Origin of the sequence: Pseudomonas sp. NFX15, assembly GCF_049132105.1 — a bacterium.
GTDB lineage: Bacteria > Pseudomonadota > Gammaproteobacteria > Pseudomonadales > Pseudomonadaceae > Aquipseudomonas.
The window spans coordinates 302158-317212 of record NZ_JAFMPV010000004.1; the positions used below are offsets into that span (position 1 = coordinate 302158).

A 15055-nucleotide genomic window follows, 5' to 3' on the forward strand; every position below is an offset into this window, starting at 1 on the left:
AATCCATGACCGATAAGCCTCAGGTACCCGCACGAGAAACCGACGAATCAGCGTCCGAGAGCCTTGAGGCGGCGGCGGTTGCCGCGTACCTGGAGGCCCATCCGGAGTTTTTCGTCGAACACGAAGAACTGCTGCCGTCCCTGCGCATTCCCCATCGACGCGGCGATACCGTGTCGTTGGTGGAACGGCAAATGACCATCCTGCGCGACCGCAACATTGAACTGCGCCATCGCCTGTCGCATTTGATGGACGTGGCCCGGGACAACGACCGGCTGTTCGAAAAGACCCGTCGCCTGATCCTGGCGCTGATGGACGCCGCCAGCCTCGAAGACGTGGTGATGTGCGTCGAAGACAGCCTGCGCCAGGAATTCCAGGTGCCCTTCGTCAGCCTCATCCTGCTCGGCGACAACGCCATGCCGGTCGGTCGCTGGGCCACGCACGCCGAAGCACAAGTGGCCATCGGCGGCTTGCTCTCGGAAGACAAAAGCGTCAGCGGCAGCCTGCGCGAGCATGAACTGGACTTCCTGTTCGGCGAAGAGCAGCGCAAGCAGATCGGCTCCACCGCAGTCGTTGCGATCAGTCACCAGGGCATCCACGGAATCCTGGCCATTGCCAGCCGCGATCCGCAGCATTACAAAAGCTCGGTGGGCACCCTGTTCCTCAGCTATATCGCCGAAGTCATGGGCCGCGTGCTGCCACGGGTCAACAACGCCCTGCGCTCGGTACGCTGATCATGGAACGGCAACTGGACGCTTACTGCGAACACTTGCGCAGTGAGCGGCAGGTGTCGCCGCACACGCTGTCGGCCTACCGCCGCGACCTCGATAAAGTGCTGGGCTGGTGCATCAAGCAGAACATCGGCAGCTGGGCAGCGCTGGACATCCAGCGTCTGCGCAGCCTGATTGCCCGCCTGCATGCCCAAGGGCAGTCGTCCCGCAGCCTGGCGCGATTGCTATCCGCCGTTCGCGGGCTGTATCACTACCTGAACCGCGAAGGCCTGTGCGACCACGACCCGGCCAATGGCCTGGCACCGCCCAAGGGCGAACGCCGCCTGCCGAAAACCCTCGACACCGACCGCGCCCTGCAACTGCTTGAAGGCGGGGTCGAGGATGACTTTCTGGCGCGTCGGGACCAGGCCATTCTCGAGCTGTTCTATTCCTCCGGGTTGCGGCTTTCAGAGCTGACGGGGCTCAATCTCGATCAGCTCGACCTGGCCGACGGCATGGTCCAGGTGCTCGGCAAAGGCAGCAAGACCCGCCTGTTGCCAGTGGGCAAAAAGGCTCGCGAAGCGCTGGAACAATGGTTGCCGCTGCGAGCCATGGCCAACCCGGTGGACGATGCGGTGTTTATCAGCCAGCAAGGCCGACGCCTTGGCCCGCGGGCGATTCAAGTCCGGGTCAAAGCCGCCGGCGAACGCGAGCTGGGACAAAACCTGCACCCGCACATGCTGCGGCACTCCTTCGCCAGCCATCTGCTGGAATCCTCCCAGGACCTGCGCGCCGTACAGGAACTGCTCGGCCACTCGGACATCAAAACCACGCAGATCTACACCCACCTGGACTTCCAGCACCTGGCAGCGGTCTACGACAGTGCCCACCCACGGGCCAAACGCATGAAAGGCGATGATTCATGAGCATCCAGTTGATCACTTTCGACCTCGACGACACCCTGTGGGACACCGCCCCGGTCATCGTCAGCGCCGAAGCCGTTTTGCGTGAATGGCTGACCGAGCATGCGCCCAACCTGGGGGCGGTGCCGGTGGAACATCTGTGGGCCATTCGCGAGCGTATTCTGAACATCGAGCCGGGCCTCAAGCACCGCATCAGCGCACTGCGTCGGCGGGTACTGTTCCATGCGCTGGAAGAGTCCGGTTATGAGCATGACGAGGCCTCGGATCTGGCGGACAAGAGTTTTGAAGTGTTCCTGAACGCTCGCCATCAGGTCGAAGTGTTTCCGGAAGTCGAACCGACCCTGGAAATCCTCGCCAATCATTACGCCCTTGGCGTGGTCACCAATGGCAACGCCGATGTGCGCCGACTAGGGCTGGCGGATTACTTCAAGTTCGCGTTGTGCGCCGAAGACATCGGCATTGGCAAGCCTGATGCGCGACTGTTTCACGAAGCCTTGCAGCGCGGTGGCGCCACGCCAGAAACCGCCGTGCACATTGGCGATCATCCAGGCGATGACATTGCTGGCGCTCAAACGGCAGGGATGCGGGCCATCTGGTTCAACCCCGCGGCCAAGGTTTGGGAAGCTGACCGATTACCGGACGCCGAAATCCAGAGCCTGACCGAGTTGCCGGCGTTGCTCGCCAGATGGAACAGCGGCGCAGCGTAATCTCACGAAATCGCCCCCATTCCCTGTAGGAGCCGGCTTGCCAGCGAAGGCGGCCTCGGATTCGGCGCAAGTCTCGAAGACGCCTTCGCCGGCAAACCGGCGCCTACAATGGCCGTGTTTGGCCGATGAAATTGCCAGCACCGAAATCCGTAGGAGCTGGCTGGCCAGCGAAGGCGGCCTCGGATTCGATGCAAGGCTCGAGGACGCCTTCGCCGGCAAACCGGCGCCTACAATGGCCGTGTTTGGCCGATGGAATTGCCAGCACCGAAATCCGTAGGAGCTGGCTGGCCAGCGAAGGCGGCCTCGGATTCGATGCAAGGCTCGAGGACGCCTTCGCCGGCAAACCGGCGCCTACAATGGCCGTGTTTGGCCGATGAAATTGCCAGCACCGAAATCCGTAGGAGCTGGCTTGCCAGCGAAGGCGGCCTCGGATTCGGCGCACGTCTCGAAGACGCCTTCGCCGGCAAACCGGCGCCTACAATGGCCGTGTTTGGCCGATGAAATTGCCAGCACCGAAATCCGTAGGAGCTGGCTTGCCAGCGAAGGCGGCCTCGGATTCGGCGCACGTCTCGAAGACGCCTTCGCCGGCAAACCGGCGCCTACAATGGCCGTGTTTGGCCGATGAAATTGCCAGCACCGAAATCCGTAGGAGCTGGCTGGCCAGCGAAGGCGGCCTCGGATTCGGCGCACGTCTCGAAGACGCCTTCGCCGGCAAACCGGCGCCTACAATGGCCGTGTTTGGCCGATGAAATTGCCAGCACCGAAATCCGTAGGAGCTGGCTTGCCAGCGAAGGCGGCCTCGGATTCGATGCAAGGCTCGAGGACGCCTTCGCCGGCAAGCCGGCTCCTACAAAGGTTTGCGCCGCGCCGGATTTTGCTCCGGGCATGAAAAAGCCCGCAGCGACGGCGGGCTTTTTCAGCAAGCGCGAAGCGGCCTCAGATAGGCCGGCTCCCGTACTTGTTATCAGGCTTCTTGGGCGGATCGGCGACCACATTGGCCTCCACTTCCTGCACCTTGCCACCTTTCGCCAAAAACTCTTCCATGGCCCGCGCTAGAGCATCGCGCTCCTTGTTCTTGGCTTCGACACTCGGCAGTTCATCGACCGATACCGCTGCCTTGGCCTTGCCTTTGGCAGTCGGAACCGGCGCATCAGCACCGTCGTCTTCAGCGACGTCTTCCGCCGCTGCTTCCAGGCCTTCCTCGGCCTCGTCTTCGTCGCCTACTTCGAGGTCGTCGTTTTCCAGATCATCGTCGCTCATGTTCTACCTCATGACTTGCGAAAAGCAGATTAGTTATAGCCCAGCTTTGCCTCCTGTCGAAGGCTGCCAGAAAAAATTCAACAACCGCTGCTGACCAGCGGCTATGCCTCTTCACCGTGCAAGGTGGCGAGGACTTTACGGGCACCGCCATGATCACGGTGCTCGCCCAGGTAAACGCCTTGCCAGGTGCCCAACGCCAACCGGCCTGCCGAAATCGGCAAACTGAGCTGACAGCCAAGTACGCTGGCCTTGAAGTGCGCCGGGAGGTCGTCCAGGCCTTCGTCGTTATGCTCATAGCCGTCTGCTCCTTGTGGGATCAGACGATTGAAAAATCGTTCGAAGTCGCGACGTACCGCCGGATCGGCGTTCTCGTTGATGCTCAACGACGCCGAGGTATGCTGCAGCCACAAATGCAACAGACCGACCCGGCACGCCTTGAGTTCAGGCAGGCCGGCAAGTAACTCGTCCGTTACCAGATGAAAGCCCCGGGGCCTCGCCCGCAAGGTAATCAGAGTCTGTTGCCACATACAGTTCTCCGCACGTTCGGGGCGCATTCTAGCGCGCTCTGGGAAAAAACAAAGGCCCTAATATTCCTTCGTTCCTGTAAGCCTTCGGCTGCACAAATACAGCCTGGATTAACATCGCAAAACCTGTAGGAAAAAACCTTTCAGCTAACACTTCAATGACAAATCGCAGACAAAAAAATGCCCGGCAAGCCGGGCAAATTTTTTATGCGCGTGCTTACACGTTGTAGCCGCGTTCGTTGTGAAGTGCCAGATCGATGCCGACAGCCTCTTCTTCTTCGTTGACTCGCAGGCCCATGACAGCGTCCACGATCTTGAGGATGACGAAGGTGGCGATCGCGGTGTAGATCACCGTGAAGCCTACGCCTTTGCACTGGATCCACACTTGTGCGGCGATGTCGGTCACGGTGCCGAAGCCACCCAGGGACGGTGCAGCGAATACACCGGTCAGGATCGCGCCGAGGATACCGCCGATACCGTGTACACCGAAGGCGTCCAGGGAGTCGTCATAGCCGAGTTTGCGTTTCAGGGTCGTGGCGCAGAAGAAGCACACCACGCCTGCGGCCAGGCCAATGATCAGCGAACCCATCGGGCCGACAGTGCCGGCAGCCGGAGTAATTGCCACCAGGCCGGCGACCACACCCGAGGCGATACCCAGTGCGCTAGGTTTGCCGTGGGTGACCCACTCGGCAAACATCCAGCCCAGTGCAGCAGCGGCGGTTGCGATCTGGGTCACCAGCATCGCCATGCCGGCAGTGCCGTTGGCCGCTGCGGCGGAACCGGCGTTGAAGCCGAACCAGCCAACCCACAACATGGCCGCGCCCATCAGCGTGTAACCGAGGTTGTGCGGTGCCATCGGGGTGGTCGGGAAGCCTTTACGCTTGCCCAGTACCAGGCACGCTACAAGGCCGGCGATACCGGCGTTGATGTGCACCACGGTGCCACCGGCGAAGTCCAGCACGCCCCAGTCGCCCAACAGCGAACCCGGACCACTCCAGACCATGTGCGCGATGGGCGCATACACCACGGTGAACCACAGGCCCATGAAGACCAGCATCGCGGAGAACTTCATCCGCTCGGCGAACGCACCAACGATCAGCGCCGGGGTGATGATCGCAAAGGTCATCTGATAGGTGACAAAGACCGCCTCAGGGAACAGCGCCGCAGGCCCGGTAATGCTGCTCGGCGTAACGCCGGCGAGGAAGGCCTTGGCGAAGCTGCCGACAAAGGAGTTGTAGTTGACGATGCCGGCTTCCATACCCGTCGTGTCAAACGCCATGCTGTAGCCATAAATGAACCACAGGATGGTGACCAGACCAGTAATGGCAAAGCACTGCATCATCACGGAAAGAATGTTTTTGGACCGCACCATGCCGCCGTAGAACAGCGCAAGACCTGGAATGGTCATGAACAGCACGAGCGCTGTGGAGGTCAGCATCCAGGCGGTATCGCCGGAATTGAGGACTGGAGGCGCCACCGGGTCTGCCGCCAAAGCCAGGCCGGGCATTACGATGGACAACAGGGCTCCTAGCCCTGCGAATTTACGCAGAGTCATATTGTTTTCTCCTGGGGCGTTGGGTTTGTGGCGGCTTAGATCGCGTCGGTATCGGTTTCGCCGGTACGGATGCGAATCGCCTGTTCCAGATTGACCACGAAGATCTTGCCGTCACCGATCTTGCCGGTGTTGGCAGCCTTGGTGATGGCCTCGATTACCCGGTCCAGATCCTTGTCGTCGATGGCGACATCGATCTTCACCTTAGGCAGGAAATCGACCACATACTCCGCGCCGCGGTACAGCTCGGTGTGACCCTTCTGCCGGCCAAAGCCTTTGACTTCAGTTACGGTAATGCCCTGCACGCCGATCTCGGACAGCGACTCGCGTACGTCGTCCAACTTGAACGGCTTGATGATGGCAGTGACTAGCTTCATGAAAACTCTCTCCCGAATTGGTGGACTTGCCCCAGGAAAACAAACCCGTCTCAAGTCTAAGCGCAGTGCCTGGCTTTGTAACGCATCGTCGGCCCTGACCTGCCCGTCCGACGCCCCTCACGAAACACTCCCCTGCTCCGCTTGGCGCACTGCATTCGTCACAACGACTGCATCAGTGCATGGGTCATGAGGGTCTAAGCAGAAAGCTTGCCATCTTCACAAAACTGACTGTTTTCAAGCGTTTGACAGGCGATGCCCCCCCCCATCGCGACGGCACTCCGCGCGTTACGCACAATAACGGTGCGATGCCGTCCGTCTGCATGCGCGAAAAGCGTGCGGTCCTTGCCCGCGCAAATGACGATAGACACCGCGTGATACACTGCCGACCATTGTTTCCAGGACATTGCCCATGCTCGCGCCAAAAGACTTCCTCGACGCCCTGACCGGCACCGCCTCGCGCCTCTTCAGCGGTGACACCCCGCTGCCGAAGGCCGAAATCGAAAGCCAGTTCAAAATGTTGCTGCAAAGCGGCTTCAGCAAGCTGGATCTGGTGAGCCGGGAAGAGTTCGACAGCCAGATGGTGGTGTTGGCGCGCACGCGGGCGCGGCTGGAAGCACTTGAAACGAAGGTCGCGGAGATGGAAGCGAAGCTCAATCCGCCTGCCGAATAACGCCCCGCCCGCCAATGGTTAACCCCATTGCGCCGTGTTAGCGAACCCTGTTCGCGATTAACTCGTAACGACCGTCAGATTTATCTGTAGGAAATGCCGGGACTGCGGTCTTCAAGCCCGCAAGAGTCCCGGCAACATCCTACGAAGCTCTCATCCGCCGTCTGATTGCGCCGCAAATCCACCCTTTCTAAGCTCACTTCTCAAATAATTCATTTGAACTCGAGCGCTGCATCCGCGCGGAAAAATTCTAGCCCGGATTGAATAATAGTTATTGATATACCCAATGGAATTTACATAACACCACAAGGAGCAACACCTATGAAACCATACTCGTTTTTAATTTCTGCTTTTGCATTGACGGTACTTCAGACAAACGCAGCTTTTGCCGGACCACCCGTGACAGTTACCTTCAAGAACATTGGAAATCAGACCGCTACGTATACACCCGAAACCAGCAATGAACTTATTACAAAAACAAACGCAAACCCCATTCCAGAAACCACCGTAAATGCAAATAGCTCGGATACTTACACCATACAAAGCCCAACATCCCTTGACTACAATCATGCTAATTTACGATATAAAATCGGAACAAAAAGCTGCATATATCTATCTACTTTTGTGTATACCCCAGGCCCAGATGGAAGCAAAATTCCAAAATGGAACAATAAAGCCACTCCCAGCGGTAGTGCTACCTGCACTATAAGAGTAACCAGAACAAACCCGTCCACCCATGCTTGGTCGGTAGAAATCACGATGAGGTAAATAACGCCGCAAAACTTAAAAGACCTTACCAACCTATTGCCAACAGATAAATTCTTTTTGCAGATTCCATCTAACTTATAAAAACAAAAGGTGTAGCAATGACGATCAATTCAACAAGCAACCCTGTAATTGAAAGCGGTCCAGTCCTGACAGGATCAAAACCAACGACAACCATTCTTGGGGGAAATACGGGCATCAGCCAGAGAACCTCCCAAGCCCCGGTTGGCAGAGAGGCTAGCACTACAGTTTCCACGATGGCGAATCAATTAAGCGAAGCCTCATTACGTGCACAAGCCCGAGATGCACGTCTGACCCGAGTGGAACTGGAGTCGCTGGCTAGAAAAACAGTCAATGAACTCACCAGCCCATACTATACTGCAAACAAATTGACGCACGACACCGAAGTTCCTGACACAAACGACCCCACATTATTAGCACGCGCCGAAAAAGCCACTTCATATACAAGAGGACTGGCCAGCAATCCATTTTCTGGAATGTCGATGGACCAATTGGCCTTAATCACATACGATGACAGCGGCACGTTTACCGTCAATGAAAGACGGGCAGCACTGGAAGAGTCAGACAAACAAGAATTTGCATGGAGGCAAAAAGTTGTTGCCCAAGCAGAGCATGAATACAACACCACAGGAAAACTGACCAAGTTCTTCCAAAGCGTCCTTGACCATTACAAAGACTTACCTCAAATACAACAAGCAGAGTACCCAAGCGACTACGAATCCAGACTTAATGAATTGATAGCTTTAGACTTTAACTACTTGACGCATGTCGCAGAAGGCAAAAACAAGATCGACATAGAAAGCTTTATATTAAAAATTCTAAATCATGATAGCAACTTACCAGACAACGAACGCCTTCCCTCTAAGCAGCCTCAGCCGAGCGAGAGATCCTGAAGCCACAAAGTTGGCCACCTATATTTCACCACACGCAGGATTGCAATAACCGACCACTTTCCACTCACACAAGCGCATCGCACATCAGTGTCTCTTCAAAGAAATGAACGATTGAATGTTTGTGGCGAGAGAGCGCTTTCCCCTCGCCAAAAAATCAATGCGCTGTCCGTGGACCGCGCAACATCTTGCGAAAATTCCTTCTCTGCCATGCACTGCGGGAACAGCGCTGCCGTCTACCCTTCAAAAACCCGCAGGAAGCGGCCCCCGTTTTAGCTCAAGGAGCGACCATGTCCCTTTCCATCGTCCACAGCCGCGCCCAGGTCGGCGTGGAGGCGCCAGCCGTTACGGTTGAAGTCCACCTGGCCAACGGCCTGCCGTCGCTGACGATGGTTGGCCTGCCCGAAACCGCAGTGAAGGAAAGCAAGGACCGCGTGCGCAGCGCGATCATCAATTCGGGGCTGCAATTTCCGGCACGACGGATCACATTGAATCTGGCGCCTGCCGATTTACCCAAGGATGGGGGGCGGTTCGATCTGGCGATTGCCTTGGGGATACTTTCGGCCAGCGTGCAAGTGCCGACGTTGACGCTGGACGATGTGGAGTGCCTGGGGGAATTGGCGTTGTCCGGTGAGGTGCGCGCCGTCAGGGGTGTCTTGCCGGCGGCGCTGGCAGCGCGCAAGGCCGGGCGCTCGCTGCTGGTGCCGAGGGCGAATGCCGAGGAAGCGTGCCTGGCGTCGGGGTTGAAGGTGATCGCGGTGGATCATCTGCTGCAAGCGGTGGCGCATTTCAATGGGCACACGCCGGTCGAACCTTATGTCTCCGACGGATTGATGCACGCCAGCAAGCCCTACCCCGACTTGAATGAAGTACAGGGTCAGAAAGCCGCGAAACGAGCACTGCTGATTGCGGCGGCCGGGGCGCACAACCTGCTGTTTAGTGGCCCCCCAGGTACCGGCAAGACTCTGCTGGCGAGTCGCTTGCCAGGGCTGCTGCCACCGCTGACCGAGAGCGAAGCGCTGGAGGTGGCGGCGATCCAGTCGGTCGCCAGTTGCGTGCCGCTGACCCATTGGCCGCAACGACCGTTTCGACAGCCGCATCACTCTGCCTCTGGTCCGGCGTTGGTGGGCGGCAGCTCAAAACCGCAACCCGGCGAAATCACTCTCGCCCATCATGGCGTGCTGTTTCTTGATGAGCTGCCGGAGTTCGACCGCAAGGTATTGGAGGTGCTGAGGGAGCCGCTGGAGTCCGGTTACATCGTGATTTCCCGGGCGAAGGACCGTGTGCGCTTCCCGGCGCGTTTCCAGTTGGTGGCGGCGATGAATCCGTGTCCCTGTGGATATCTTGGCGAGCCGAGCGGCAAATGCTCGTGTACCCCGGACATGGTGCAGCGTTATCGCAACAAGTTGTCGGGGCCATTGCTGGACCGCATCGACCTGCACCTGACGGTCGCCCGGGAAGCCACGGCGTTAAACCCGGCGGTGCAACCGGGTGACGACAGTGCCAGCGCGGCGGCGCTTGTCGCCGAAGCTCGTGAGCGTCAACAAAAACGTCAGGGTTGCGCCAACGCCTTTCTCGACTTACCGGGACTGCGCCGGCACTGCAAGTTATCCACAGTCGATGAAAACTGGCTGGAATCGGCGTGTGAACGGCTGACCTTGTCGCTGCGCTCGGCGCACCGTTTGCTCAAGGTGGCGCGCACGCTCGCAGATCTCGAACAGGCTCACGAAATTAGCCGTGAGCATCTGGCCGAGGCGTTGCAGTATCGGCCAGCGACTCAATAACAGCTCAAACCGAGTCGCACCCTTCGCGGGCAAGCCACGCTCCCACAGGTTCTGCGTCGTTCACACGATTTGCGGATCGACACATATCCCGTGGGAGCGTGGCTTGCCCGCGAAGGCGATTTCAGCCGCCCCTCAACGAAACCGGTCAACCTCGGAACGCAAACCCGCCGCCAGGCTTTCCAGCTCCTTGGCCGTCACTGCCAGGTTCGACACCACCTCCCGTTGCTCACTGTTCGCCATGGCAATACTTTGCAAATTGCTGCTGAGCAATGTTGCGGTGCTGCTCTGCTCCTGCGTCGCCGTGGTAATCGCCGCGAACTGCTGACCCGCCGAACGACTTTGCTCGTCAATCCGCGCCAGCGCCGACGCCACATTGGCGTTGCGCGACAGGCCTTCCTGCATCAGCACGTTGCCCTGCTCCATGGTGCTGATGGCGTTGCCGGTTTCCTGCTGGATGCTCTGGATCATTCCGGAGATTTCATTCGTGGCCTCGCGGGTGCGCGAGGCCAGGTTGCGTACCTCGTCGGCCACCACCGCAAAGCCACGGCCCTGCTCGCCGGCACGAGCCGCTTCGATCGCTGCATTGAGGGCCAGCAGGTTGGTCTGCTCAGCAATCGAGGTGATGACGCCGACGATCCCGCCGATTTCCTGGGAGCGTTGGCCCAAGGTGTTGATCACCGTCGCCGTACTGTTCAAGGCCCCGGCAATTTGCTCCAGCGACGAGGACGCTTCGTCCATCGAGGTGCGACCGATTCGGGTTTGCTGGGCGTTCTCCTGCGCCAGGCGCTGGGTGTTGCCCATGTTGTCGGCGATGTTCAGGGACGTGGCGCTGAATTCTTCCACGGCGCCCGCCATGCTGGTGATTTCGCCGGACTGCTGCTCCATCCCTTCGTAGGCACCGCCGGACAGCCCCGACAATGCCTGGGCGCGGCTGTTGACCTCTGCCGACGCGTTGCGGATGTGCTCGACCATCGTCGACAAGGCCTGGCTCATCTGGTTGAACGCGCGGGCCAGCTGGCCAATCTCGTCGTTGCTCGACACGCTCAGGCGCACGCTCAAATCACCAGCACCCAAGGCCTCGGCCTGACGCACCAGATCCCCCAGCGGCGCCAGTTTGCTGCGCAACAACCAGACCGCAGCGCCGACCGCCAGCAACATGGCCAGCAAACTGCCGATGGCCAACTGCAAGCCGACGCTCCAGGTCACGGCGCGGATTTCGCGTTTGGGCATGCTCGCCACCACCGACCACGGGCCACCGTCGAACGGGACGGCCAGGCTGTAGAAGTCTTCGGACTTGTCACTCCAGAACTCCCCCTTGCCCGGGGTTTTCGCCAGATTGGCGATGGTCGGGACGGCCTGATCCGGTACCTCGACACCGGCAATGGGCACCAGCCATTTATTCTGTTCGTCGAGCAACGCCAGGGAACCGGTCTGGCCGATACGGAAGCGCTTGAGGTTGGCGAATTGCGCAGTCTGCGCATCGGTGTAATCAAATCCTACGAACAGCACCGCAATGACCTTGCCACTGCTATCCCGAACCGGGGTGTACTGGGTCATGTAGGAGCGATCGAACAACAAGGCACGACCGACGTAGCCCTGCCCCGCCATCAACTTCTCGTAAGCCGGGTGTGCATGATCGAGCAAAGTGCCAATGGCCCGGTTACCGTCCTGTTTGGTCAGCGAAGTGCTGACCCGGATGAAGTCCTCGCCACTGCGCACAAACAGCGTGGCGACACCGGCGGTCATTTGCTTGAACTCGTCGACCTCCTTGAAGTTGTTGTTCAGCACTTCGCTGCCCAGATGCAAACCCGGGGTCTGCACGCCGGCCACCGTGACCGGTTCGTCCGGGTGCACGCTCAGGCCGGCGCTGAAACGCTTTTCGAACAGCCCGCTCAAGCGCTGGGTGCTTTCACGCAAGGTGCCGTGGAAGGTGCTCAATTGATCGGCCAGCAAACGGGCCTCGCTGGCCAGGTGCTCTTCCCGGGTGGCGAGGTTGGCCGAATCCAGCGAACGCAGGGCGAACACGGTGCTGCCGCTGATGACGATTGCCAGGATCACGGCGAGGGCTAGCCCCAGCTGAGAGGCGATGCGAGCGCGAGGTTGAGGCATGACAACTCCTGGCCGAGTGACCGGATCGTCCTGATCGCGACGCACACTCAGCAAAATTTTCCGGTAATGGGGCAATAACGGCGAACCTGTACGGAGGTTCCATTTGCCAATATTCGGCGGCAAACCTGAATACTTGAGTGATTCACCGGGAGATCGCAGGATGCCGCCATCGCGACGGCTTCATCGTTTCAGCTCAGGTGCTCGACGGCCGGCAGTTCCATGGAGCGCACTTCGCCTTGCAGGAAGTCGCTGAGCCGGCGCATGCGCTCGCCTCCGGGCCGGGTTTTTGGCCAGACGAGGTAGTAACACAAGCCGCTGGCCACCGCCGTCGGCCACGGCAAACTCAAGCGACCCTGGGCGACATCTTCCGCCACCATCAGCAGATCACCCATCGACACGCCATAACCGCGTGCGGCAGCGATCATGCCCAGCTCCAAGGTGTCGAACACCTGGCCGCCCTTCAGCGACACCTGCTCGGCCAGGCCCATGCGTTCCAGCCAGTTGCGCCAGTCACGGCGGTCTGGCGTAGGGTGCAACAATTCCGTGTGTGACAGACGCTCGGCATCCCAAGGCTGATCATTGAGCAAATTGGCCGCGCCGACCGGGATCAATTCCTCGGGGAACAGGTAACTCGCCTCCCAGTCCGGTGGGAAATGCCCGTCGCTCAACAGCACCGCACAGTCGAAGGGCTCGTCGTTGAAATCCACCGAATCAACGTCCATCCACGCACTGGTCAACTGCACTTCGTTGCCCGGCTGCAAGTGCCGGAAGCGACTGAGCCGGGCCAGCAACCAGCGCATGGTCAGGGTCGACGGGGCTTTCATGCGCAGGATGTCGTCTTCAGCGCGCAAGGTATTGCAGGCGCGTTCCAGGGCCGTGAAACCTTCGCGAATACCCGGCAACAGCAACCGGGCCGATTCGGTCAGTTGCAAGTTACGACCGCTGCGGTGAAACAAGCGGCAAGCAAAATGCTCTTCGAGCGTACGAATATGGCGGCTGACCGCGCTTTGGGTAATCGACAGTTCTTCGGCGGCGCGGGTAAACGAGCTGTGCCGCGCCGCTGCTTCGAATGCGCGAAGGGCATACAAGGGTGGAAGACGACGTGACATCAGGAAAGCTCCTACGGCGGAATCCGCCAACCCTAGCAGAAACGACCAAGCATGAGTTTTAATCATGCCACCCATCCTTTTTATCCCTTTGTGCAAACCGCGCAGAGCGCCGAGAATCGCTGCTCTCCTGATCCCTTTGCCCATCGAGCGTGATGATCATGCAGCATCCAGCACGTACTGAACTCTGGGCCATCCTGCGGCTGGCGGGGCCGCTGATTGCCTCGCAGTTGGCGCATATGCTGATGGTCCTCACCGACACCCTGATGATGGCGCGCCTGAGTCCCGAAGCACTGGCCGGTGGCGGGCTGGGCGCGGCGAGCTATTCGTTCGTGTCGATTTTCTGCATCGGCGTGATTGCTGCGGTCGGCACCCTGGTGGCGATCCGTCAGGGCGCCGGCGACATTGTCGGTGCCACCCGGTTGACCCAGGCCGGGTTGTGGCTGGCGTGGCTGATGGCACTGGTGGCCGGTTTGCTGCTGTGGAACCTCAAACCGGTATTGCTGCTGTTTGGCCAGACGGAAACCAACGTGCATTCGGCCGGACAATTCCTGATCTTCCTGCCCTTCGCCCTGCCCGGTTACCTGAGCTTCATGGCCTTGCGTGGGTTCACCAGTGCGATTGGCCGGGCGACGCCGGTGATGGTCATCAGCCTGGGCGGTACGGTCGCCAACTTTCTGCTCAACTACGCGTTGATCACCGGCATGTTCGGCCTGCCGAAGCTGGGGTTGATGGGCATCGGGTTGGTCACGGCGATTGTCGCCAACCTGATGGCGCTGGCGCTGGCTTGGCACATTCGGCGGCACCCGGCGTACGACGCCTACCCACTGAGCCAAGGCTTGTCGCAGCTCAACCGCCAGTACCTCAAGGAGCTGTGGCGCCTGGGCCTGCCGATTGGTGGCACCTACGCGGTGGAAGTCGGGCTGTTTGCGTTCGCTGCGCTGTGCATGGGCACCATGGGCAGCACGCAACTGGGCGCACACCAGATTGCCCTGCAAATCGTCTCGGTGGCGTTCATGGTTCCGGCGGGGATTTCCTATGCGATCACCATGCGCATCGGCCAGCACTACGGCGCCGGGCAACTGCCGGATGCGCGGCTGGCCGGGCGGGTCGGCATAGCCTTCGGGGCAGTGGCGATGCTGGGTTTTGCCATGGTCTTCTGGCTGCTGCCGAACCAGTTGGTGGGGCTGTTTCTTGACCCGAACGACCCGGCGTTTCGGGATGTCATCCAGCTGGCTGTGAGCCTGTTGGCGGTGGCGGCGTGGTTCGAGCTGTTCGACGGCACGCAAACCATCGCCATGGGCTGCATCCGTGGTCTCAAGGACGCCAAGACCACGTTCCTGGTGGGTTTGGGCTGCTATTGGCTGATTGGTGCGCCGGCGGCATGGTGGATGGCGTTCCACCTGAACTGGGGGCCAACGGGCGTCTGGTGGGGGCTGGCACTGGGCCTGGCCTGTGCGGCGGTGAGCCTGACGCTGGGGTTCGAGTGGAAGATGAAGCGGATGATTCGGCGAGAATCATCGCAACCGAACGGTTTCACCATCGCCCAGCCGGATTGAGTCCCTGTAGGAGCTGGCTTGCCAGCGCAGGCGTCGTGTCAGCCGCCAATGTGCTTGCCTGACCCACCGCTTTCGCTGGCAAGCCAGCTCCTACAAGTCGGGGT

General features: G+C 59.7%; 14 protein-coding genes. 8 read left to right on the forward strand and 6 right to left on the reverse strand.

All coding sequences use genetic code 11. The features are described from left to right. Positions 1–5: 5 nt before the first annotated feature. Genes J1D76_RS06760 through J1D76_RS06770 form a run of 3 tightly spaced genes read left to right on the forward strand, consistent with a single transcriptional unit; the run spans position 6 to position 2337 of the window. Positions 6–731: a DUF484 family protein gene (locus J1D76_RS06760; protein ID WP_421137607.1), complete on the forward strand. Its 726-nt coding sequence runs from the start codon at positions 6–8 to the stop codon at positions 729–731. 2 nt (positions 732–733) lie between these two features. Continuing rightward, a complete protein-coding gene (gene xerC / locus J1D76_RS06765; RefSeq protein ID WP_421137608.1) occupies positions 734–1633 on the forward strand; it encodes a tyrosine recombinase XerC in 900 nt (299 codons plus the stop codon). Next, the gene (locus J1D76_RS06770) at positions 1630–2337 is read left to right on the forward strand and encodes an HAD family hydrolase (RefSeq protein ID WP_421137609.1); all 708 of its coding nucleotides are present in this window, start codon (positions 1630–1632) and stop codon (positions 2335–2337) included. The genes xerC and J1D76_RS06770 overlap by 4 nt, the downstream gene beginning before the upstream one ends. Positions 2338–3273: 936 nt before the next feature. Here J1D76_RS06770 and sutA read toward each other — a convergent pair. The 4 genes from sutA to glnK form a co-directional block, all read right to left on the reverse strand. Next, positions 3274–3597: a transcriptional regulator SutA gene (sutA, locus tag J1D76_RS06775; protein ID WP_421137610.1), complete on the reverse strand. Its 324-nt coding sequence runs from the start codon at positions 3595–3597 to the stop codon at positions 3274–3276. Positions 3598–3698: 101 nt separating this feature from the next. Further along, positions 3699–4124, reverse strand: coding sequence for a secondary thiamine-phosphate synthase enzyme YjbQ (locus tag J1D76_RS06780; RefSeq protein ID WP_421137611.1), 426 nt, complete (start codon positions 4122–4124; stop codon positions 3699–3701). Between the two features lie 214 nt (positions 4125–4338). Next, a complete protein-coding gene (locus tag J1D76_RS06785) occupies positions 4339–5676 on the reverse strand; it encodes an ammonium transporter (RefSeq protein ID WP_421137612.1) in 1338 nt (445 codons plus the stop codon). Positions 5677–5711: 35 nt separating this feature from the next. Continuing rightward, a complete protein-coding gene (glnK, locus tag J1D76_RS06790; protein ID WP_002555808.1) occupies positions 5712–6050 on the reverse strand; it encodes a P-II family nitrogen regulator in 339 nt (112 codons plus the stop codon). Between the two features lie 409 nt (positions 6051–6459). Here glnK and J1D76_RS06795 point away from each other — a divergent pair, with 409 nt between their 5' ends. The 4 genes from J1D76_RS06795 to J1D76_RS06810 all read left to right on the forward strand — a co-directional run bounded on the left by J1D76_RS06795 (position 6460) and on the right by J1D76_RS06810 (position 10177). Continuing rightward, the gene (locus tag J1D76_RS06795; protein WP_421137613.1) at positions 6460–6720 is read left to right on the forward strand and encodes an accessory factor UbiK family protein; all 261 of its coding nucleotides are present in this window, start codon (positions 6460–6462) and stop codon (positions 6718–6720) included. 318 nt (positions 6721–7038) lie between these two features. Continuing rightward, complete coding sequence (locus J1D76_RS06800; protein WP_421137614.1) at positions 7039–7485, forward strand: hypothetical protein; 447 nt, start codon at positions 7039–7041, stop codon at positions 7483–7485. A gap of 98 nt (positions 7486–7583) precedes the next feature. Further along, positions 7584–8396: a hypothetical protein gene (locus J1D76_RS06805; protein ID WP_421137615.1), complete on the forward strand. Its 813-nt coding sequence runs from the start codon at positions 7584–7586 to the stop codon at positions 8394–8396. Between the two features lie 287 nt (positions 8397–8683). After that, positions 8684–10177: a YifB family Mg chelatase-like AAA ATPase gene (locus tag J1D76_RS06810; protein WP_421137616.1), complete on the forward strand. Its 1494-nt coding sequence runs from the start codon at positions 8684–8686 to the stop codon at positions 10175–10177. Between the two features lie 132 nt (positions 10178–10309). On the opposite strand, the gene J1D76_RS06815 is transcribed toward J1D76_RS06810, so the two are convergent. Together J1D76_RS06815 and J1D76_RS06820 are read right to left on the reverse strand one after the other, a co-directional pair. After that, on the reverse strand, positions 10310–12286 hold the full coding sequence (locus tag J1D76_RS06815) for a methyl-accepting chemotaxis protein (protein ID WP_421137617.1): 1977 nt from the start codon (positions 12284–12286) through the stop codon (positions 10310–10312). 188 nt (positions 12287–12474) lie between these two features. Continuing rightward, positions 12475–13395, reverse strand: coding sequence for a LysR substrate-binding domain-containing protein (locus J1D76_RS06820; RefSeq protein ID WP_421137618.1), 921 nt, complete (start codon positions 13393–13395; stop codon positions 12475–12477). 158 nt (positions 13396–13553) lie between these two features. On the opposite strand from J1D76_RS06820, the gene J1D76_RS06825 reads away from it, so the two are divergent. Continuing rightward, positions 13554–14951 carry a NorM family multidrug efflux MATE transporter gene (locus J1D76_RS06825; RefSeq protein WP_421137619.1) on the forward strand — a complete coding sequence of 466 codons (1398 nt, stop codon included), beginning with the start codon at positions 13554–13556 and terminating at the stop codon, positions 14949–14951. Positions 14952–15055 lie beyond the last annotated feature (104 nt).

Bases quoted from the DNA above. Each gene is read 5' to 3' on its own strand.
- glnK (WP_002555808.1), bottom strand. From the start codon at position 6,050: ATGAAGCTAGTCACTGCCATCATCAAGCCGTTCAAGTTGGACGACGTA.
- J1D76_RS06810 (WP_421137616.1), top strand. From the start codon at position 8,684: ATGTCCCTTTCCATCGTCCACAGCCGCGCCCAGGTCGGCGTGGAGGCG.
- J1D76_RS06800 (WP_421137614.1), top strand. From the start codon at position 7,039: ATGAAACCATACTCGTTTTTAATTTCTGCTTTTGCATTGACGGTACTT.
- J1D76_RS06815 (WP_421137617.1), bottom strand. From the start codon at position 12,286: ATGCCTCAACCTCGCGCTCGCATCGCCTCTCAGCTGGGGCTAGCCCTC.
- J1D76_RS06825 (WP_421137619.1), top strand. From the start codon at position 13,554: ATGCAGCATCCAGCACGTACTGAACTCTGGGCCATCCTGCGGCTGGCG.
- J1D76_RS06780 (WP_421137611.1), bottom strand. From the start codon at position 4,124: ATGTGGCAACAGACTCTGATTACCTTGCGGGCGAGGCCCCGGGGCTTT.
- J1D76_RS06805 (WP_421137615.1), top strand. From the start codon at position 7,584: ATGACGATCAATTCAACAAGCAACCCTGTAATTGAAAGCGGTCCAGTC.
- sutA (WP_421137610.1), bottom strand. From the start codon at position 3,597: ATGAGCGACGATGATCTGGAAAACGACGACCTCGAAGTAGGCGACGAA.
- J1D76_RS06770 (WP_421137609.1), top strand. From the start codon at position 1,630: ATGAGCATCCAGTTGATCACTTTCGACCTCGACGACACCCTGTGGGAC.
- J1D76_RS06795 (WP_421137613.1), top strand. From the start codon at position 6,460: ATGCTCGCGCCAAAAGACTTCCTCGACGCCCTGACCGGCACCGCCTCG.
- J1D76_RS06820 (WP_421137618.1), bottom strand. From the start codon at position 13,395: ATGTCACGTCGTCTTCCACCCTTGTATGCCCTTCGCGCATTCGAAGCA.
- J1D76_RS06785 (WP_421137612.1), bottom strand. From the start codon at position 5,676: ATGACTCTGCGTAAATTCGCAGGGCTAGGAGCCCTGTTGTCCATCGTA.
- J1D76_RS06760 (WP_421137607.1), top strand. From the start codon at position 6: ATGACCGATAAGCCTCAGGTACCCGCACGAGAAACCGACGAATCAGCG.
- xerC (WP_421137608.1), top strand. From the start codon at position 734: ATGGAACGGCAACTGGACGCTTACTGCGAACACTTGCGCAGTGAGCGG.